The 17363-nt window shown below is 69.3% G+C and carries 22 protein-coding genes; 9 read left to right on the top strand and 13 right to left on the bottom strand.

What is annotated here, in order from left to right; all coding sequences use genetic code 11:
• Nucleotides 1-388 precede the first annotated feature (388 nt).
• The 3 genes from N864_RS05890 (at nt 389) to N864_RS05880 (ending at nt 2567) form a co-directional block, all read left to right on the top strand.
• Nucleotides 389-748 carry a RidA family protein gene (locus N864_RS05890; protein ID WP_034714506.1) on the top strand — a complete coding sequence of 120 codons (360 nt, stop codon included), beginning with the start codon at nt 389-391 and terminating at the stop codon, nt 746-748.
• A 271-nt stretch (nt 749-1019) separates the two neighbouring features.
• Nucleotides 1020-1394 carry a hypothetical protein gene (locus N864_RS05885; protein ID WP_034714505.1) on the top strand — a complete coding sequence of 125 codons (375 nt, stop codon included), beginning with the start codon at nt 1020-1022 and terminating at the stop codon, nt 1392-1394.
• 141 nt (nt 1395-1535) lie between these two features.
• Nucleotides 1536-2567, top strand: coding sequence for a GNAT family N-acetyltransferase (locus N864_RS05880; RefSeq protein WP_034714503.1), 1032 nt, complete (start codon nt 1536-1538; stop codon nt 2565-2567).
• 176 nt (nt 2568-2743) lie between these two features.
• On the opposite strand, the gene N864_RS05875 is transcribed toward N864_RS05880, so the two are convergent.
• The 3 genes from N864_RS05875 to N864_RS05865 form a co-directional block, all read right to left on the bottom strand.
• Nucleotides 2744-3007, bottom strand: a complete 264-nt coding sequence (locus tag N864_RS05875) for a DUF1905 domain-containing protein (RefSeq protein WP_051518241.1) — start codon at nt 3005-3007, stop codon at nt 2744-2746.
• Between the two features lie 68 nt (nt 3008-3075).
• Nucleotides 3076-3321 carry a hypothetical protein gene (locus N864_RS05870; RefSeq protein WP_034714501.1) on the bottom strand — a complete coding sequence of 82 codons (246 nt, stop codon included), beginning with the start codon at nt 3319-3321 and terminating at the stop codon, nt 3076-3078.
• A 31-nt stretch (nt 3322-3352) separates the two neighbouring features.
• Entirely contained in the window at nt 3353-3568 is a 216-nt protein-coding gene (locus tag N864_RS05865; protein WP_034714499.1) for a BrnT family toxin, read from the bottom strand.
• 581 nt (nt 3569-4149) lie between these two features.
• Between N864_RS05865 and arr the strand changes: the two genes are divergently transcribed.
• Nucleotides 4150-4572, top strand: a complete 423-nt coding sequence (gene arr, locus N864_RS05860) for an NAD(+)--rifampin ADP-ribosyltransferase (RefSeq protein ID WP_034714497.1) — start codon at nt 4150-4152, stop codon at nt 4570-4572.
• A 148-nt stretch (nt 4573-4720) separates the two neighbouring features.
• Here the strand turns inward: arr and N864_RS05855 are convergent, their stop codons facing one another.
• Together N864_RS05855 and N864_RS05850 are read right to left on the bottom strand one after the other, a co-directional pair.
• The gene (locus N864_RS05855) at nt 4721-5035 is read right to left on the bottom strand and encodes a type II toxin-antitoxin system PemK/MazF family toxin (protein WP_034714495.1); all 315 of its coding nucleotides are present in this window, start codon (nt 5033-5035) and stop codon (nt 4721-4723) included.
• 3 nt (nt 5036-5038) lie between these two features.
• The gene (locus N864_RS05850; protein ID WP_034714532.1) at nt 5039-5272 is read right to left on the bottom strand and encodes a YlcI/YnfO family protein; all 234 of its coding nucleotides are present in this window, start codon (nt 5270-5272) and stop codon (nt 5039-5041) included.
• Nucleotides 5273-5290: 18 nt separating this feature from the next.
• Between N864_RS05850 and N864_RS05845 the strand changes: the two genes are divergently transcribed.
• On the top strand, nt 5291-5827 hold the full coding sequence (locus tag N864_RS05845; RefSeq protein WP_155892829.1) for an RNA polymerase sigma factor: 537 nt from the start codon (nt 5291-5293) through the stop codon (nt 5825-5827).
• Between the two features lie 181 nt (nt 5828-6008).
• Here N864_RS05845 and N864_RS05840 read toward each other — a convergent pair whose 3' ends face one another.
• The 3 genes from N864_RS05840 to N864_RS05830 form a co-directional block, all read right to left on the bottom strand.
• Entirely contained in the window at nt 6009-6257 is a 249-nt protein-coding gene (locus N864_RS05840; protein ID WP_034714493.1) for a hypothetical protein, read from the bottom strand.
• Nucleotides 6258-6319: 62 nt separating this feature from the next.
• On the bottom strand, nt 6320-7336 hold the full coding sequence (locus tag N864_RS05835) for an SDR family oxidoreductase (protein WP_034714492.1): 1017 nt from the start codon (nt 7334-7336) through the stop codon (nt 6320-6322).
• Entirely contained in the window at nt 7333-9180 is a 1848-nt protein-coding gene (locus N864_RS05830; protein WP_205620868.1) for a glycoside hydrolase family 15 protein, read from the bottom strand. Before N864_RS05830 ends, N864_RS05835 begins: the two co-directional genes overlap by 4 nt.
• Nucleotides 9181-9277: 97 nt before the next feature.
• On the opposite strand from N864_RS05830, the gene N864_RS25605 reads away from it, so the two are divergent.
• Complete coding sequence (locus N864_RS25605; RefSeq protein WP_081793412.1) at nt 9278-9796, top strand: excalibur calcium-binding domain-containing protein; 519 nt, start codon at nt 9278-9280, stop codon at nt 9794-9796.
• Nucleotides 9797-9965: 169 nt separating this feature from the next.
• The gene (locus tag N864_RS05820; RefSeq protein WP_034714490.1) at nt 9966-11120 is read left to right on the top strand and encodes a pyridoxal-phosphate dependent enzyme; all 1155 of its coding nucleotides are present in this window, start codon (nt 9966-9968) and stop codon (nt 11118-11120) included.
• A gap of 89 nt (nt 11121-11209) precedes the next feature.
• Here N864_RS05820 and N864_RS05815 read toward each other — a convergent pair whose 3' ends face one another.
• The 3 genes from N864_RS05815 to N864_RS05800 all read right to left on the bottom strand — a co-directional run bounded on the left by N864_RS05815 (nt 11210) and on the right by N864_RS05800 (nt 14420).
• Nucleotides 11210-11788 carry a DUF421 domain-containing protein gene (locus N864_RS05815; protein WP_034714488.1) on the bottom strand — a complete coding sequence of 193 codons (579 nt, stop codon included), beginning with the start codon at nt 11786-11788 and terminating at the stop codon, nt 11210-11212.
• Nucleotides 11789-11868: 80 nt separating this feature from the next.
• Nucleotides 11869-12615, bottom strand: a complete 747-nt coding sequence (locus N864_RS23515) for an SCO family protein (RefSeq protein ID WP_162164508.1) — start codon at nt 12613-12615, stop codon at nt 11869-11871.
• Between the two features lie 32 nt (nt 12616-12647).
• Nucleotides 12648-14420 (bottom strand): chloride channel protein, encoded by a 1773-nt coding sequence (locus N864_RS05800; protein ID WP_081793410.1) that lies wholly within the window; start codon nt 14418-14420, stop codon nt 12648-12650.
• 26 nt (nt 14421-14446) lie between these two features.
• On the opposite strand from N864_RS05800, the gene N864_RS05795 reads away from it, so the two are divergent.
• Together N864_RS05795 and N864_RS05790 are read left to right on the top strand one after the other, a co-directional pair.
• A complete protein-coding gene (locus tag N864_RS05795) occupies nt 14447-14962 on the top strand; it encodes a MarR family winged helix-turn-helix transcriptional regulator (protein WP_034714486.1) in 516 nt (171 codons plus the stop codon).
• A 196-nt stretch (nt 14963-15158) separates the two neighbouring features.
• The gene (locus tag N864_RS05790; protein ID WP_034714485.1) at nt 15159-16337 is read left to right on the top strand and encodes a cation:proton antiporter; all 1179 of its coding nucleotides are present in this window, start codon (nt 15159-15161) and stop codon (nt 16335-16337) included.
• A gap of 203 nt (nt 16338-16540) precedes the next feature.
• On the opposite strand, the gene N864_RS05785 is transcribed toward N864_RS05790, so the two are convergent.
• Nucleotides 16541-16846 (bottom strand): hypothetical protein, encoded by a 306-nt coding sequence (locus N864_RS05785; RefSeq protein ID WP_155892828.1) that lies wholly within the window; start codon nt 16844-16846, stop codon nt 16541-16543.
• A gap of 16 nt (nt 16847-16862) precedes the next feature.
• Nucleotides 16863-17294, bottom strand: coding sequence for an Hsp20/alpha crystallin family protein (locus N864_RS05780; RefSeq protein ID WP_034714517.1), 432 nt, complete (start codon nt 17292-17294; stop codon nt 16863-16865).
• Nucleotides 17295-17363: the final 69 nt, after the last annotated feature.

Genomic DNA, 17363 nt, shown 5'->3' with positions numbered 1-17363 from the left:
ACCAACCTCCGGCTCACAGTATGCCGGACCCTCTCCGGCGGGCCGATGCGCCGCCCCCTCCGACTCACCTCGTCGCCTGCCCCCCGGACCCGGACGGGCCGCATGCAGGCTCATCACGCGCCGCGTAGCCGCCGGGGACCGGGGCAGCGGGCATCGCGATTGCCGGGTCGTGATCCTCCTGTCATGCCGAAAGCCGTGCGTTCACGTCACCGCCCGAATCCGATCACCGCGGCGGCGGGAAAGCCCGCTCGGATCTTCGCATCGGCCTGGCTCCAGAGGGCATCTGCAGGCTTCCGGTGGTGAGCCTGAGTGCTTCCCTCCTGCGCTAGGGTCTCGGACAGGTGTTCGAAAGTCCCTACGTGAGCGTGCGCCCGACCTAAGAAGAGCCGTGTCAGAAATCGTCCGAACTCCGACGCCATACAGTTACTCCTCGGCTGTCGCCGCAGGAGGCTTCGTTTTCCTGGGACTGCATCGCGGCTTCGGTAACGACTTCACAGAACAGATGGCGGGCACGCTGGACCACCTGTCACGGACTCTCGACGGCCACGGCCTAGCGCTGAGTCACTTGGTCAAGCTGCACGTCTGGCTCAAGGACATCAACGACCTGCCGAGCATGGAGCGGTACTTCGCCGAGCGCTTCCCACCGGCCGGCTTCCCCGCGCGAATGACCTCCACGACCCAGTTCATCGACGAGGACTGCTTGGTGATGGTCGATGGTGTGGCCTTCAGCGGCGACAGCAGCGCCTGACCCACGAACGCTGTCCGAACGGGGAGGGCACCCGTGGCAGCACTCGGACCTACCGCGCAGGGAGAGTGCAGCTTGATGGGCCGATGAGCCTTCGCCCCACGCACGAGTCGGCGTGGAAGACGATCAAGAGGCTGATCGCCGCGCCGCCGGTGCTGATACGCCCACCTGGCGGCTGTTCGCGGAGTTGATCGCCGAGGTCACGGGACACGAGTGAACGCACGCATCTGCCGCGATCAGCTCAGGACTCGACGGCTCCTGGGACAATGCACAGATGGACTTCGCCGCTTCAACGACCGCCGCGCTCGACGGTTTGTTGACGCGCGAGGGCTTCATGGCGGGGCAAGGCGGCGACACAGAAGTGATCTACTGCGCCGGCCATGACGAACTCAGCGACCGGTTCCCGCGGCTGCCCCAGGCCAATGCCCAGCCACGAGGCCTTGGATGCTGCGTCGATCTGGTCATCGATCAGTACGAACCGGGCGTACAGGTCCTTCTGGAGGGCGAGCCGCTGGCGAGAACACTCCGCGCGCTTGGTCTGGACGAGGCTGCGCAGTCCATCGACGAGATCGGTTCGATGCCGCTGGACCCCGCGCTGGAGACACTCGTCGAAGTCCTACCTCAGCTCTTTCGCGCCTCGAAGCCCTGAGACGGCAACGCACTCATCTGCCGCTGACCGTTCGGCAGACGTGCGGACGCTGGTCCCGGCGCTTTCGAGCAGGCGCTCGGGCGCTCACGCCTAGGGCCAGACGCTGCCGGTTCGGCGCCGAGGGGATGTGAGAGTGGGCCCATGCGTGAGCTGCCAGTGACCCTCGACCTGCCCCGCCCGTGGACCGCGCGAGTACCCCACGCCGACGACACACCGGCGGTGACCGCGCTGCTCGCCGAGCACCAGCGCGCCGCCAAGGGGTCCTCGCGTGTCGACCCCGACGCCGTGCTCGGGCAGCTCGCCGGGGTCGGGTCGTGGACGCGTCGGCAGGCCCTCGTGCACGACCCCGCGGGTGCACTCGTCGCCTGGCTGTCGGTGCACGACCGTGCAGCCGGGCGAACCGTGCTCGAGGTGACGGTGGCGCCCACGCTCCCTGACGGGGACGCGACGGCACTGGCGGCTGCGCTGTTCGCCTCGGGGCGCCGGCACGCCCTCGACATCGCCGCGATGCGTGGCTTGCGCTCGACCCTGCTCGACTCTGGTGCCTACGCCGACGACCCGCGCCAGCAGGCCTGGCTCACGGCTGCCGGGTACGAGCGCACGCGCACGTGGCTGCAGATGACCCGGAGGGTCACGCCCGATGAGGCCACGCGCCTGCCAGGCCCGCGCGAGGGCGTCAGGGTGCGCCCCGTCGAGGAGCACGACGACGGGCTCCCCGTGGCTGCCGACCTGCAGGCCGTGCATCGGGTGCTCGAGGAGTCGTTCCAGGACCACTTCAGCAGTTACCGCGAGAGTTTCCCGGAGTTCGTCATGCGCCTGCGGGAGGACCCCGGCCACCGCTGGGACCACTGGTGGCTGGCCACGGTGCAGACCGACGACGGCGAGCTGCCCGCCGGCGCGGTCGTCTCCACGGTGCTGCCGCCCGATGCCGACGGCATCGAGGGCAGCTACATCGACTACATCGGCGTGCACCGCCGGGCGCGCGGTCGCGGCGTGGCCAAGGCGCTGCTGAACCGGGTCATCGCCGAGACCGCCGGCCAGGGACGCAACCGCGTCGGCCTCGAGGTGGACGCCGACTCACCGACCGGTGCCGACGGCCTCTACTCGGCGATGGGGTGGGTCACCGACTACTGCACGCAGTCCTGGCACCAGCACCTCGAGGTGCAGTCCTGAGGCTGGTCGGGGGAGGCTCGGGCAGCGTGGCCCGACCGGACGCTTGGCTGGCCCCGGCGCACGACACCGCGACGTGCCGCGCGCGCCGGAGGCTCATCCGACGATGCAGTCGGGCACGCTCATAGTCGAACGCACTCTTTTGCCGCGTTCGGTGCGCGAGCAGAGCCAACTGACCCTCAGCGCTCGGGGTCGGCCAAGAGTTCCACCTCGACCTCGTCGCCCGCGCCGCGGCCCGTCTGCTTCCGGGTCGCCGCGTTGAACGAGACGAGGTAGCGACCTCCCATCACCCCGATGGTCGTCTTGAACGTGTAGCCGCCATCGATCGTCACAATGACGGGCACTCGCTTCCCGCGGTCGAAAGCCAGCACTACTGACTCGGGCACAAGGATGCCGACGTTATTGCCGCCGGTCGCCTCAAGCACGGTGCGGAAGGTCGCCACGCGATCAAGTTAATCTCGCGGCGCGCTCCCCCGCGGCGTCGAGCAAGGGACGTCCGGAACTGCCGCTGTCAGTGGTCTCCGAATCTCTGCTGCGCGGCTTGCCGCGTGATGTCGAGCGCGGCACCAATGACGGTCCAGGAGTCGCCCGCCTGACGGGCGGCTCGGACCGCGTCGCGCAGCTCCTGCTCTGCGACCGCGAGACCGTTCTTTGCCGCAAGGATGCGGCGGAAGGACGCGGCGTCGCGCGCCGGATGAGTGGAGGGGTCGAGGTGGTCCAAGCCAGTGCGGTCGTGGTTGGTCTTCAGGTTTGCCATGTCATTCACCTCATCTCAGATAGTCGAAGAACTACGGTCGGAGCCTGTCGGCGTGGATTATGCGGGTGGGCTGACCGGCAGGCACCGCGACCAGTTCCAGCATTCGGCCATGTTGGTCAGGGCCGATTACGAGGAGGCGGTCCTCGCCGTCGTATTCATATTCCACGAGCCGGATGGCGTTGGTCCATGCGTGCTCGATGTCGGCGGCGTCGATCCCGTGCCTCAGGGCCGAGCGCACAACCTCCACGACGTCAACTCTACGTTGACTTCGCGCCATCGTCGACATTTGCTTGACGCGCACTCATGCCGCGTGGAGGACGGCTACGCTCGTCCGACTATGCCGCAGAGCGGTCGCTCCACGGATAGCGAAGACTTGCCTACTTGGGGCGGTTGCGGCGGCCCGACCAGCGGAACACCGCCTTGCTTGCCCTTATGATCCAGGACAAGTCCCAACTGCTGTGCAAGGACTGAGTGACCAGGAACTCGGCATTAGGGTCCGGGCGGCCGCCGTACTCCGCGTTGCTCTGCCCAGGCAGACGTTTCTCGGGTCCTGGCGCCATGCGTCCTCCGAAGTTCGTGTTCGTCCAACACTAGAAGCCCCCGAGCGCCAAGAGCGTTCGACGCGCGCCCTTCAGGACGTCCGACTTTGCCGCGTGGAGGACGGCTACGCTCGTCCGACTTTGCCGCGTGGAGGACGGCTACGCTCGTCCGACTTTGCCGCGTGGAGCACCCTTGCCAGCTCCAGGATATTCCGCGGGCGGGGGCTTGCGGCAAGGCCCCGGCGGCGTGACAAACTCGCGCCTCCACCCCTAGCCAGGAGGATTTCAGGTGGCCGAACCGCTCGATGGCGGTCCGTTCATCCACGGGACGATCGCGGAGCTAGGCGTAGGTGAGTTGCTCACGGCTGGCCACCGGTCGAACTACCGTCCCGAGATCGTGATGAACCACGTGTACTTCACCGCTCTGATCGACGGCGCCGGCTTAGCCGCCGAGATCGCCGCAGAACTGTCAGGGGGCGCCGCATGCCCCAGGGTTTACGCAGTCGAGCCGACCGGGGCATACGAGAACGACCCGAACGTGACGGACAAGAAGTTCCCCGGTAATCCCACGCGGTCTTACCGCACCAGCGCCCCGCTGCGGATCATTGGCGAGATCCCCGAGTGGACGCGGCTGACACCGGAACAGCGGCAACTGTGGCGGGAGCGGCTCTCGGTGCTTCTCTCGAAGGAAGGCGGCGAGATCATCAACTGAGGCGGGCCGCCGTCGGCACAGAGGAGCCGGCATCGGCAACGCCACGTAGTCGCAGACGCTCATCGGGAGATTCGCAGGACGTCCGCAACTGCCGCGCTGAGGACGGCTACGCTCGTCCGACTTTGCCGCGGTGCAGGCTTCGCGAGCGTCACTCGAGGAGCGGCACCTGCAAGTCATAGGCCAGGACCACAGCCCGCGCAAGGGCGGCCTCCTGCTCGACGCTGAGGTATCCGACGGTACGCCCGAGAAGGTCCACCGAAACGGTGACGACGTTGTCCAGAGCGACGGAGCACTCGTGGTCGAGCCCGTTCTCCGGCCCCACACGGACCTCGCTTGACAACCCCTTGATCGTGGTCGTGATCGGAGCCACCGTCACTTTGGTCATGGCGCCTCGGGCGGCGTCTCTGGTCAGGATGAGCGCCGGCCGGGTCTTGTCCAGTCGTACCAGGCAGATCTCCCGCACCGATCAGTCCTCGACCTCAACATGGCTGCCCGTCCACTTCACAAGGTCGTCGAGGTCGTCTGCGGCACCCCGCTGCCGCAGAACGTGCGCATCCTGCTCAGCAGCCTGTCGCCGCATCTCGCGCTCCAGCGCGGATGCGACCACTGCGGCTCGGCTGGCGGCCTTCCCGCCCGCGACGGTGCGGTCCAGGAATGCCACCATCTCATCGGGAAGGCGAACAGCAATCTGTGTCGTCATGGCGACTATCATACCGCAATGAATCCCATTGTGGGATGCATGCTCATGCCGCGGTTGGCGCGGTGGCGGACGCTGTCCCCCGAGCGTCGAGCATGGCAGGACCGGACCCTGTGGGATAGCGCGGAGATCGCCGAGGGCGTCCGCCTCCTACAGGGCGCGCTGCAGCAGAACCGCCGGGGCGAGTACCAGCTGCAGGCCGCCATCGCCGCGCTGCAGGACGACGCGGCGACGGCCGCCGAGACGGACTGGCCGCAGATCCTCGAGTGGTATGACGAGCTGGTCGCGCTCACCTCCAACCCGATCGCACGTCTCAGCCGGACCGTGGCCATGGCCCACGTCCTCGGTCCCGACGCTGCGCTCGCCGAGCTCGACGACCTGACGGAGACCCTGGGGGAGCACCACCGCTACCTCGCTGCGCGCGCCTTCCTGCTCGAGCGGGCCGGAGAGTATGCCGCTGCCGCCCAGTTCTATGCGGACGCCGGCTCGCGCACGCCCAACCTGCAGGAGCGGGAGCACCTGACTCGCAGGGCGGCCACTCTACGCGCCCGCTGCTAACTCCAGCGGCAACTGCAGTGCTGCCGTGGACACGGCTCACGACGATGCTCACTGATGGTCGATGACATGTCCCGCTGAGGCGTGAAGGACTGCTGCACTGGGCAGGTGGAAATGGCGGCGCCAGCATCCGCCAGCACGCCTGTGGGTGAGGAGCGTCCGCGCGATCAGTCGGTGTTCGGCATCAGCTCAAGGAGCGGACGACGAGTGCCTCGCCGGCTGCGAAGCCGGCGGCGACGAGCGCTTGCTCGGTGCCCTCACGCCGTCGCCGGCTCGACACGATCGCGAGACCGACCATGCTCACGGAGTGCAGCGCGTCCACGACGGCGCCGAGCTCGTGCAGCGCGCGGCGGCCGGACCGGTCCGCGTCGGAGGCGAGCAGGGTGACCGCCCCCTGCAGGACGAGGCGCGCTCCGAGGAGCTTGGGCAACATGCCCGGGCGCCAGAGCAGAACGAGTCCGTATGCCGCTCTCCCGCCTTCCAGCGGACCTGACCTCATCGTCGAGCCCGGCCTGCGACGAGGCCCGCTGCGGCCACGCCCGCGACACCCGCCCCGATCGCACCGAGCAGGCCGTGGTGCTGCGAGGCCCACAGTTGGTAGGAACGACTCGTGGAGCGGCTGTCGAACACGCCGTGCGCACCGAAGTCGCGGTCGGAGTCGGCCGGCTCCCACAGGTTGGCCGGCTGGTCGGGGTCACACTTCTCGTCCGTCTGTTGTGAGCTGAACCCGGTCCTTGCGAGGTAGCGGTCGAGCAGGCCCGCTGCGAACTTGTTCGCTATGAGGGTGCCCACGGTGCTGCCGCCCACCCAGTACTCGCGGCGTTCCGGGTGGTCAGCGGCATACAACACCGCATTGGCCGGGATCTCCGGTTGGTAGATCGGCGGAACCGGCTGGGCCTTGTTCGGCAGTCGCGACAGCACCCAGCGGAATTGCGGCGTGTTGACACCCGGCATCTGCACCATCGTCACGTGGACGTTGCTGCGCTCATGCAGCAGCTCGCAGCGCAGCGCCTCGTTGAAACCCTGGATCGCGTGCTTGGCGCCGCAGTAGGCCGTCTGCAACGGGATGCCGCGGTAGGCCAGGGCCGAGCCGACCTGCACGATCGTGCCGTGGTCCCGCGGCTTCATCCGGCGCAGGGCGGACATGGTGCCGTAGACGAAGCCGAGATAGCTGACCTCGGTCACTCTCGTGAACTCCTCCGGGGAGATCTCCCAGAACGGCGAGAAGACCGAGGTGAATGCGACGTTGACCCAGACGTCGATCGGGCCGAGCTCCTCCTCGACCCGGGCAGCCGCGGCCTCCACCTGCTCGTGGTCGGCTGTGTCCGTGGGGATCGCGAGTGCCTTACCGCCCGCATGTTCGACGTCGCGTTGCGCCGCCTCGAGGCCGGCACGTCCGCGGGCGAGCAGGGCAACGGATGCACCCCGCTCCCCGAAGGCGCGCGCGGTTGCCCGTCCGATCCCGCCGGTGGACCCGGTGACGACGACGGTCTGGTGCTGGGGGTGCGTCATGGTGTGACCTCTCCTGGTGGTTGAGCGAGCTTCTGCGCGGCCTCGATCATCACGGCGTGCACAAAGGCCTGCGGGAAGTTGCCCCGCAGCTGGCGCTGCTCGACGTCGTACTCCTCGGTGAACAGGCCCGGTGAGCCGCATGCCGCCCGGTTGCGCTCGAACCAGCGAGCAGCCTCGACGGGCTTGCCCTGCTGGTGCGTCGCGATGGCCATGTCGAACCCGCAGAGCAGGAAGGCGCCCTCCGCATCCGCGAGCGGGCGGGGGTCCTGGCTGAACCGGTAGACGTAACCCTGCCGGCCAAGGTCGCGGCGGACCGCCTCCCAGGTCTGCACGGTACGGGGGTCTGCCGGGGGCACCGCCCCACGGATCGACGCAAGCAGCAGGGAGGCGTCGACCCGGTCGTCGTCAGGAGCGCGTTTCCAACGTCCTTGCTCGTGCAGGCACTCGTTCGAGCAGTCGGCGATGATGCGGTCCGCAAGCGCCGTCCACTCCGAGCCGTCGCTCGGCGGTGCGTGGACGGCCATGGCCTTGAGGCCGGCGGCGCAGATCAGCCGTGAGTGCGCCCAGCGCGCGGGATAGAGCTCCCAGATGCCATAGTCCGGCTCCAGATAGCGGTCACGGATCGTGTCGACCATGGTCTGGGCCGCGTGCCAGCCGTCGATGTCGAGGTGGTCATGCCCGGCGGCCATGGCGAACAGCAGCAGGGCCTCGCCGCAGTTGTCGAGCTGGAACTGGTCATTGACCCAGTTGCCGGCCTTCGCCGAGCCTCCCGGGTAGCCCGGGAGCCCGACGTCGCGCTCGTCCGGCACGGTGCCCCCGTCGATGGTGTACGCCGGCTTGATCCGGGGTCCGTCCGCGAGTACGCGCTCGGTCACGAACGTGACGGCGTTGTCGAGGAGGGGGTGCGCCCCGCAGGCACCGACTGCCTCTCCGGTGTAGCACTGGTCCCGGATCCAGGCGTAGCGGTAGTCGTAGTTGCGGCCGGTGTCGGCCCGCTCCGGCATCGACATGGTGGGCGCGGCCACCATCGCTCCCGTTCCGCTGGTCATCCCGCGCAACACGGCGTAGGACTGTCGCGCGTCGTCAGGGGCGATTGTCATGTCGAGGGTGGGCACGGCCTGGTGCCAGGCGTACTCCGTCGCCGTCCAGCACAGGTGCGCGTCCGGAGGTTCACCCCGGCAGGGTTCACCGCTGACCTCCAGGACCAGGTCGTGGTGCTCGCCGGGGTCGAGCTCGATGACCTGCTCGAGCATGCCGTCCTCGTTGACCTTCGCTTCGAGCGCACCGCTCCACCGAAAGTGCACGGCCCCGGACCGGCCGCTCCACGTGCCGTTGTCGTCGCGGTGCAGCTGCGCCATCCGGTGCTTGCCGAATCCGGCTCGCACGTCGAGCAGAACGCGCACGCGTGTCCTGCCGGACAGCGCCATGATCCTGCGCAGGATGACGGCCCGACGGGGGTCGCCGGGGAAAGCGAGGGCCTCCCGGCACTCGGTGATGGCGTCGGTCGAGACCCACCTGCTGTGCCAGATGAGGGTCCCGTCCTCGTACCGGCCGCCCCACACGAACAAGGGCTGGGTGGGGGTGACGGCGTAGGTGCCCGGTCCTCCGATCAACGATGAGAAGACGGCGTCGTCCTGCCACTGCGGCGCGCACATCCAGCTGTAGTCGCCCCGCGGCCCGACGAGCACGCCGCGCTCGCCGTCCCCCAAGAGCGCATACTCGCGCAGCACATGCGGCGGGTAGAGCTGCTCGCCCTTGTCGGATCTCACCTTGGCCCAGTACCCGTGTCCCCGGGAGCGCAACGGACCGCCGGAGAAGATGCAGCGAGCCGCCAGCTGACTCACACCCGATTCTCAGACAGTGGTCCCTTTTCCGCCGTTTTCCAGTCATTTGTCACGAGTGACCGTACGGTCATGGCCATACACGTCACCAGGGGAGCTCATGAAGTCCACCGTTCGCGCAGCATGCGCTATTGCCGCCGTCCTCGTCAGCCTGACAGCTTGCGGAAGCAGTCCCACCGTCGGAACTGACCAGGTCCGCCTGGTCGACGCGAAGGTGGCCAGCGAGACCCAGCCCGCGGCGCCTGCGACCTCCGCCGCGGACACCGACGCGCTGGCCGTGGCTGCTGCCGCCAAGGCCGCCGAGGCCAAGGCGAAGGCCGCTGATGAGGCAGCGAAAGCCAAGGCCGCCGCCGACGCAGCCAAAGCCAAGGCCGCCGCCGACGCAGCGAAAGCCAAGGCCGCCGCCGACGCAGCCAAAGCCAAGGCCGCCGCCGACGCAGCCAAAGCCAAGGCCGCCGCCAAGGCGGCGAAGGCCAAGGCCGCTGCCGACGCGGCTGCAAGTGTCTACTACGCCAACTGCTCGGCCGTCCGGGCGGCGGGCGCCGCGCCCATCTACGCCGGTCAGCCCGGCTACTCCTTCAAGCTCGACCGCGACCGAGACGGGATCGCCTGCGAATGACACGTCGGGCCTCGGGTGGCTGACGTCGGAGGCGGCGTCGACCCGTGGCGCGACAGGCTGAGGAGAACCCTCGCCCCTGACCTGCGCGGGCTAGGATCCGGACGGTCGTCGGTGCGCTGCCGCGCCGCGACCGCTCCACGCCGGAACCTCACGATCGGAGGGTAGCGTCATGACGCCACAGACTGACCGCGCCCGCACTGAACCGGTCTGCGCGAGCGACCGGTCCGGCGCCCGCTATCCGCTGACCGTGGACCGGTGGCGCGGCGAGGACGGTTCCCCGCTCATGCTGTCGCCCATGGCGGCCCCCACGCCGGACACGATCGACACCTCGGAGCGGTCGCTGTGGCGCTACGCGGGCGCCCTGCCCGTCGCTGGCGCACACCGGGTGAGCCTGGGCGAGGGGTGGACGCCCATGGTGCCGCTCGACTGGTCCGGGCGGCGGGTGCACTTCAAGCTCGAGTGGTTCAACCCCACGTCGAGCTTCAAGGACCGGGGCGTGTCCGTCATGGTCTCCTACCTCCGGTCCCAGGGCGCTCGCCGCGTCCTTGAGGACAGCTCGGGCAACGGTGGCTCCGCCGTCGCCGCGTATGCCGCAGCAGCCGGGATCGCAGCGAAGATCATTGCGCCGGAGGCGACCTCGGCCGCGAAGATCTTGCAGATCGAGGCGTTCGGTGCGGAGGTCGAGCTCGTCGGGGGCACCCGTGACGAGGTGGCCGCCGAGGCCGTGCGCCAGTCGGCCCGGATCCCCTACGCCAGCCACAACTGGCACCCGATGTTTCTCCAAGGTGCGAAGACGATCGCCTACGAGATGTGGGAGATGCTCGACTTCACCGCGCCGGACAACGTCGTCCTCGTCGCCGGCGCCGGCAGCAACATCCTCGCCTGTGACATCGCGTTCACCGAGCTGATGTCCGCTGGCCTCATCGCCCGTCGTCCGCGACTGCTCGTCGGGCAGCCGGAGCACTGGGCCACGATCGTCGACACGGTCAACGGTGTCGACCCGGCGTCGCGCGGCCCACGGGTCGCCACCATCGCGGAGGGGGCGTCGATCGCGAGCCCCGTCCGACTCCCGGAGGCCGTCGCCGCAGTCCCGCGTTCCGGTGGCGCCGCCGTGGCGGTGTCCGACGACGAGATCCGCTCAGCCGTCCGCCGGCTCACGCGACGCGGCCTGTTTGCCGAACCCACGAGTGCCGTGGCCGCGGCCGCACTCGACCGTTTCATCACGGATGGCACGGTTGCGGCCGACCAGACGACCGTTGTCGTCCTCACCGGGAGTGGCTTGAAGTCGACCGACAAGATGGCGACCGTATTCGCCTCGAGCTGACGCAGACGGATGGAGAGAGCTGAGGCAGCGCTTCACTCCCGTGGCCAGCATCGGCCTCGCACCGTCAGCAGACGTCCCGGTGCCTTCCGCTAGTCGGCCTGCATGCCCCGTGCCTCGGCTTCGGGAGCGCCCAGGAAGCGAGCGGGAACGAGCGCGGCCCCGACGACGCCGCTCAACAGCATCGGGTCGATGGGCGCGCCGCGTCGCATCACGCTGAACTTTCCGGTGGGTTCGAAGACGACTGCGGCGACCTCGCTCGGTCGTCGAACGCCGGCCTCCCGCAGTGCGGTTTGCAGGTCGCTCGCCGTGATGTGTGACCGGTGCAGGTTCTCCTCCACCACAACCGAACCCGCCATGAGCAGGACGGCGTGCCGCATCAGCGCCCGGTCTCCCCAGCGGACCCGACGCAGTCGGCCGGCGACCACCTGCAGCGCGACGAGGGTGCCCAGGGCCACCAGGCCGCCACCGAACCGTGGAGTATCACCCAGCGCGGCACGGCCGATGACGGCACCGAAGGCAATGACCGCGGCCATGTCGAAGCTGGACAGGCGGGCAAGGATCCGCGGTCCGAGCAGCCGGACCATGAGGACCATGGCCACGTACATGCCCGTGGTCGCGATGACGACCGAGAGCGCCTCCTGAGGGCTGATCCATAGCAGCCGCACCATCGGTCCACCTCCCATCCGCTGTTGGCTGAGCGGGCCCGGATTCTCCCGCGGTGCACCGGGCTCTGTTGGCCGTAAGCCATTTACCCCGTCGTCGTATGGAGCCAGTCGAGTACCGCGCGGGCTTGGGCCTCGGTCCAGTTCGTGGCGGCCGGCGCGGCGAGGTTGGCACGTCCTTGGGCGTTCAGGAACTTCTGCAACGTAGCGGGGACCGACTGTGACGCGGCATAGGGCGGTCCTTCCAGCACGAACCGTTCATGGCCACGCCGGTCGAGGAAGAAGACCTCGTCCGAGTGCTGGACGTCGTAGGTCAGGGGGACGCCGGTGCGCCAGTTCCGCACTATCTGGCCTGCAGGTTCGGGAACCCGGTGGCGGTAGACACCCAGATAGTTCCACAGGGTGTCGACGGTGCTCTGGGAGCCGGTGAGGGCCAGCCAGTTGGCCGGAGGCGGCGCATAGAGCCGCCGATACGCCGCAAGCTGCTTCGGGACGTCGCGGCGTGGGTCGACGGTGATCGAGAGGAACACCTCGTCCCCTCCCCGGCCCGCCTGCTGCTCGGCCCGGTCGGTCTGCACGAAGGTGGCGGTGTCCATGGGGCAGGTCTCCTGGCACAGCGTCATCGCGTCGGACACCGCGACGAGCCTCCCAGCAAAGCTGCGCAGGGTGATCGTTCGTCCGTCGCTGGTCGTGAAGGGCAGATCGAGGATGCGAGCCGGCAGGGCGGCGTCGAGCCGGGTGCCCACGTCGGCGCCCGGCGCCGTCGGCGAAGGTGGCTGCTGCACGTCTGTGGTGCACCCGCCGAGCGCGAGCGCCAGAGCCAGCGTGGCCACGCACCACCCGGCGAGGGCGACCCGCGGCGCCCTCACAGCGCCGCCAGAGCGGTCGGGTAGGTGATCCACCCGGCCGGCTGATCGGAGCCGTCGGCCGGGAAGACGGGGATGGCCCCGCACCCGGTGAGGGTCAGCGCCTGCAAGGCAGTCTCCAAGGTGTCGTCGCTGCGGATCCTGGCGGGCAGCTCGGTGATGATGGCGGCTCGGTCGGTGCTCTCGTGACCTTCTGCCAGCGCATCCGCGACGGCGCGGGCGGTGAGGATCCCTCGGAACCGCCCGTCGTCATCGGTGACGGGCAGGACGCCGTATGCCGCCCTGCTCAGCTGCGCTGCCGCGGCAGCGAGGCTGGCGCTCGCCCGCAGCGGACTGGGGAGCGGGACCATCGCGGTTGCGACCCGGAGCTTCTGCGCGGGGGTCACCGGAACCGAGAGGTCGATCCCGCGCCGCCGCAGTTTCAGCGTGTAGATCGAGTCCTCTCCGAGGCGGTGGCTGACGGCGGTCGCGACGACGATGGCCGCCATGAGCGGCAGGATGATGGAGTACTCCCCGGTCAGCTCGAACAGGATGATCACGGCGGTGATGGGCGCCCGAGCCGCGCCGGCGAAGACCGCCCCCATGCCGATCAGTCCGTACGCTCCGGCTGCGCCGGCCACGTTGGGGAGCAGCTCCTGGGCGAGATAACCGTAGGCGGATCCGAGCATGGCGCCGATGAAGAGGCTGGGCGCGAAGACCCCGCCAGACCCGCCGATGCCGATCGTCAGCGACGTCGCGACCATCTTGCCGACCAGCAGGAGCAGGAGGAACCAGAGCGCGTAGCCGCCGCCAACGGCCTTGCCGAGGACGGGATACCCCACGCCGTACATCTGCGGCAGGACGAGTAAGAGCAGCCCGAGGGCGAGGCCGCCAACAGCCGGTCGGAGCCACTCCGGGCCTCGCCATACCGAGTCGCACCCGTCCTCGATGAGGTAGAGCACCTTGGTGAAGGCGACGCCCACCACTCCGGAGAGGACGCCGAGGACGGCATAGAGGAGGTACTCGCCGGGATGGGTGACGGTGAAGGCCGGCAGGTGCAGGAATGAGGCGTTGCCGAAGGCCATCCGGCCGATGGCCGCGGAGGTCACAGCCGAGATGACGACGAGACCGAAGGCGCTCGTCGTGAAGTCCGCGAGAATCAGCTCGAGGGCGAAGAACACGCCGGCGAGCGGAGCGTTGAAGGTCGCGGCGATCCCACCGGCTGCACCGCAGGCGACGAAAAGCCTCATCCGGCCCTCCGGCGCGCGAGCGACGATGCCCACTGTCGATCCGAGGGCGGAGCCGATCTGGACGATCGGGCCTTCCCGCCCCACGGATCCTCCTCCACCGATGCAGAGAGCCGATGCCAGCGCCTTGACCGCCGCCACCCGAGGAGCGATGCGGCCGCCGCGGCGGGCCACGGCATACATGACCTCCGGGACGCCGTGCCCGCGCGCCTCGCGGGCGAAGAAGTGCACCAGCGGCCCATAGATCAGACCAGCCACGACAGGGGCAAGCACCACGAACCAGCGACCCAGCGCCGGGAGGTGAGGGTTGGCGGCGCCAGGTGTGGCCGCATAGTCGGTGTGCCCCGTGAAGAGCACCGTGAAGGTGGTGATCAACCACCGGAAGAGGATCGCGAAACCGCCTGCACCGGCACCGATGAGCAGGGCCACGGCGAGCAGCCCCCCAGCGCGGCCATGAGCGCGTGGGCCGAGAGGTTCCCGGGTGGTCGAGGCGGCGATCCGGCCGAGTATGGCCGCAACGGGGGCAGACAGGTCTCCGGCGCGCATCACTTGCAGTATGCAACCATTGCATCATGCCGGACAACACGCGTGGTCGGCGTCTCCCCCCGGGGAGCGCCTCCGAGGGCGATGCGGACGCTCTGGTGACCTCGCTCCTCACCGCGTCGCGAACCCTCGTCGGGGTGTCGGCACGCTCCCTGGCGGAGGTCGAGGAGACCGTCACCGTCACCCAGTTCCGCACGCTTGTAGTCCTTGCCGGCCACGGCGCGATGACGCTGGTGCGGCTGAGCCGCCTGCTCGAGGTCAACTCCTCGACGGCCCAGCGGCAGGTCGACCGGCTGCTGGGACTCGGACTCGTCAGTCGTCGAGAGAACCCGGAGGACCGCAGAGAGGTGCGGGTGGACCTCACCGCGGAGGGCGCACGTATTGTCTCCACGGTCACCCGCCGCCGCCGGGGCGCCATCGCAGCCATCGTCCGGCGGATGCCGGAGGGACAACGCGACGCCCTGATCTCCGCCCTCGAGGCCTTCGCGCTGGCTGCGGGGGAGCCCTTGGCGGAGGTCGATGCCGCAGGCCGCCTCGGGTGGTGAGCGGCTGCAGCCTCTACACCGGGGCGCGGGGCGCAACGGCAGGGAACCGGAGACCGGGGCGGCTACCCAAGGGGTGATGGCAGACCTCAGCGGGTGGGGGCCGCTTGGGGCGCCGACCGCGTCGCTGGGCCGTGGTCGGGGTAAGCACCGCCTGTCCCCAGTACGTCCAGCTGACCGACCTCCGCGAAAGGCCAATGTGGACATCCCCGTCCTCGTGCTCTGTTTCGCCGTCCTGCTCGTGATCGGGGTGCTGCTCTCCGAGATCGCGCATCGGACGATCCTGTCGAGCACCGTGATCTTCCTCGTCGGCGGCTTCGTCCTCGGCCCGGGCGTGCTCGACGTCCTGCACGTGCAGCAGGGTGACGCGGCGGTGTCCGTTCTCGCCGAGCTGGCGCTGTTCTCCGTGCTCTACAGCGACGGCATGAAGGCCGGCCTCGGCGAGCTGCGCAGGGCGTGGCGGCTCCCCGGCCGCGCCCTGCTCCTCGGACTGCCCATCACCCTCCTGCTCACCGCCTTTGTCGCTCACTGGCTGGTGGGGCTGCCGTGGCTCGAGGCGTTCCTGCTCGGTGCTGTCCTCTCACCGACCGACCCCGTCTTCGCCGCCGCGATCGTCGGCAGGGGCGAGGTTCCGGCGCGCCTGAGGCATCTGCTCAACGTCGAGTCCGGGCTCAACGATGGCCTGGCGCTTCCGATCGTCCTGCTCCTCCTGTCGGCGGCGGGGGCGCAGGGAAGTGGCGGCTGGCAGCTGGCTGAGGAGCTGCTGCTCGGGGTGGCGATCGGCATCGTGGTGCCCAGCGTGGTCATCCTGCTCGAGCGAGTGCCCCTGCTCGCAGCGACGGAGTCCTTGCAGCCCTTGCTCCCGGCCGCGACCGGGCTGGTGGTTCTCGGCCTGTGCCTGACGACGCAGGCCAACCTCTTCCTGGCTGCCTTCACGGCCGGTGCGACGGTGGCCTCGCTCTCGCCACGGTTCAAGAAGGAGTTCGAGCGCGTGGGAGAGCTGGTTGCGGAGCAGCTCAAGCTCGTCGGAATCCTCGTCTTCGGCGCCCTCCTCACGCCGACCTTCCTCTTCCGCGACGTCGGCTGGGAGGGCTGGCTGTTCGCCGTTCTCGCCCTCGTTGTTGCCCGCCCGGCGGCGCTGTACCTCTCGTTCCTCGGCTCGCGGTTCCCGCTCAAGGAGCAGGTTGCCGCGATGTGGTTCGGGCCCAAGGGCTTTGCGTCCGTCGTCTACGGCCTGCTCGTCCTCAGCGCCGGGATCCCCGAGGGTGATCACCTCTTCCATCTGGTCGGGGCCACCATCGCGCTGTCCGTCGTCGCGCACTCCTCCACGGACGTCGTCGTCGCCGGCCAGTTCGCCGACTCGGAGGCGAAGTCGTGAGCCGGGTCGGGCACGTGCCACTTTCCGCGCCGGGCATGGGAGCGGCCACCGGCTGGGCCCGCGAGAACAACTGCGTCGTCAAGACGCTGGGCGCCGCATTCGACCCGATGGGTGACGCAGAGCGCGCGCTGGAGCAAAGCGGTGCGGGGCAGTCGGTGGCCGCTGGTGAGGGACTCGAAGGGCGGGGACATCACCTCCCGGTCTCAGGTCGGGTTCGATTGTCGCGATGGGCGCTCGGGCGGTCCGCGCTGACGGGCCACGGCGAGCCGGGCCACCGTCCGGGGTGGTCTCTGGCCCGCTGTCGGCCGATCGTCCGTGGCCCGCTGCGGCCACCCGAGTGGCTTGCGCGGGCGAGGAGCCGCGGTCGGGGGTGTGGCGTCGGCGATGGAGCAGACCACGTCGTCGAACTCGGCACGGAGCCACTCCTCGTCGGAGAGCACGACGTCCCAGAACTCCTCCTCGAGAGCAACTCGCTCCGCGGCCTCGTCTGCTGTGCCAGTGCTCGGCATGGCCACCACCCCGCTCTCAGGCGCTGATCGCCTGGCGGTGCTCCTTGTCCTTGGTGACGACGCTGACCCGTCGGGGCTTCGCCTGCTCCGCGACCGGCACCCGGAGGGTGAGGACACCTGCGTCGTAGCTGGCCTCGATGTTGCTCGTGTCGAGGTTGTCGCCGAGGAACAGCTGTCGGCTGAAGACGCCGCGCGGCCGTTCCGCCGCGATCATCTCGCGGTTGTCCTCGGTGGGCCGCTCGGCCCTGACGGTGACGACGTTGCGTTCGACGTCGACGTCGATGGAGTCGGGGCGCACCCCCGGTAGGTCGAGCTCGACGAGGAAGGTGTCGCCGTCGCGCCAGGCGTCCATCGGCATGGCCGCAGGGCGGGCGAGGGTCCCGGTCACGCCGAAGACCTGCTCGGCGAGACGGTCGAACTCGCGGAAGGGGTTGGGGCGCATCAGCATCGCAACCACCTCTCTCTCCTTTCGAATCTGCAGAGGCGATGTATCAGCGCGACCCTCACTGATCTACAG

Origin of the sequence: Intrasporangium chromatireducens Q5-1, from assembly GCF_000576575.1 — a bacterium.
In the GTDB taxonomy this organism is placed as follows: Bacteria; Actinomycetota; Actinomycetes; order Actinomycetales; family Dermatophilaceae; genus Intrasporangium_A; species Intrasporangium_A chromatireducens.
The sequence above is the reverse complement of the archived record's forward strand: the minus strand, read 5'-3'. Positions and strand labels throughout refer to the sequence as shown.

Excerpts from the sequence above, each read along its gene's own strand:
- N864_RS05885 (WP_034714505.1), top strand. The coding sequence starts at position 1,020 with ATGGACTTCGCCGCTTCAACGACCGCCGCGCTCGACGGTTTGTTGACG.
- N864_RS05880 (WP_034714503.1), top strand. The coding sequence starts at position 1,536 with ATGCGTGAGCTGCCAGTGACCCTCGACCTGCCCCGCCCGTGGACCGCG.
- N864_RS05870 (WP_034714501.1), bottom strand. The coding sequence starts at position 3,321 with ATGGCAAACCTGAAGACCAACCACGACCGCACTGGCTTGGACCACCTC.
- N864_RS05850 (WP_034714532.1), bottom strand. The coding sequence starts at position 5,272 with ATGACGACACAGATTGCTGTTCGCCTTCCCGATGAGATGGTGGCATTC.
- N864_RS05845 (WP_155892829.1), top strand. The coding sequence starts at position 5,291 with ATGAATCCCATTGTGGGATGCATGCTCATGCCGCGGTTGGCGCGGTGG.
- N864_RS05840 (WP_034714493.1), bottom strand. The coding sequence starts at position 6,257 with ATGTTGCCCAAGCTCCTCGGAGCGCGCCTCGTCCTGCAGGGGGCGGTC.
- N864_RS05835 (WP_034714492.1), bottom strand. The coding sequence starts at position 7,336 with ATGACGCACCCCCAGCACCAGACCGTCGTCGTCACCGGGTCCACCGGC.
- N864_RS25605 (WP_081793412.1), top strand. The coding sequence starts at position 9,278 with ATGAAGTCCACCGTTCGCGCAGCATGCGCTATTGCCGCCGTCCTCGTC.
- N864_RS05820 (WP_034714490.1), top strand. The coding sequence starts at position 9,966 with ATGACGCCACAGACTGACCGCGCCCGCACTGAACCGGTCTGCGCGAGC.
- N864_RS05815 (WP_034714488.1), bottom strand. The coding sequence starts at position 11,788 with ATGGTGCGGCTGCTATGGATCAGCCCTCAGGAGGCGCTCTCGGTCGTC.
- N864_RS05800 (WP_081793410.1), bottom strand. The coding sequence starts at position 14,420 with ATGCGCGCCGGAGACCTGTCTGCCCCCGTTGCGGCCATACTCGGCCGG.
- N864_RS05795 (WP_034714486.1), top strand. The coding sequence starts at position 14,447 with ATGCCGGACAACACGCGTGGTCGGCGTCTCCCCCCGGGGAGCGCCTCC.
- N864_RS05785 (WP_155892828.1), bottom strand. The coding sequence starts at position 16,846 with ATGCCGAGCACTGGCACAGCAGACGAGGCCGCGGAGCGAGTTGCTCTC.
- N864_RS05780 (WP_034714517.1), bottom strand. The coding sequence starts at position 17,294 with ATGCTGATGCGCCCCAACCCCTTCCGCGAGTTCGACCGTCTCGCCGAG.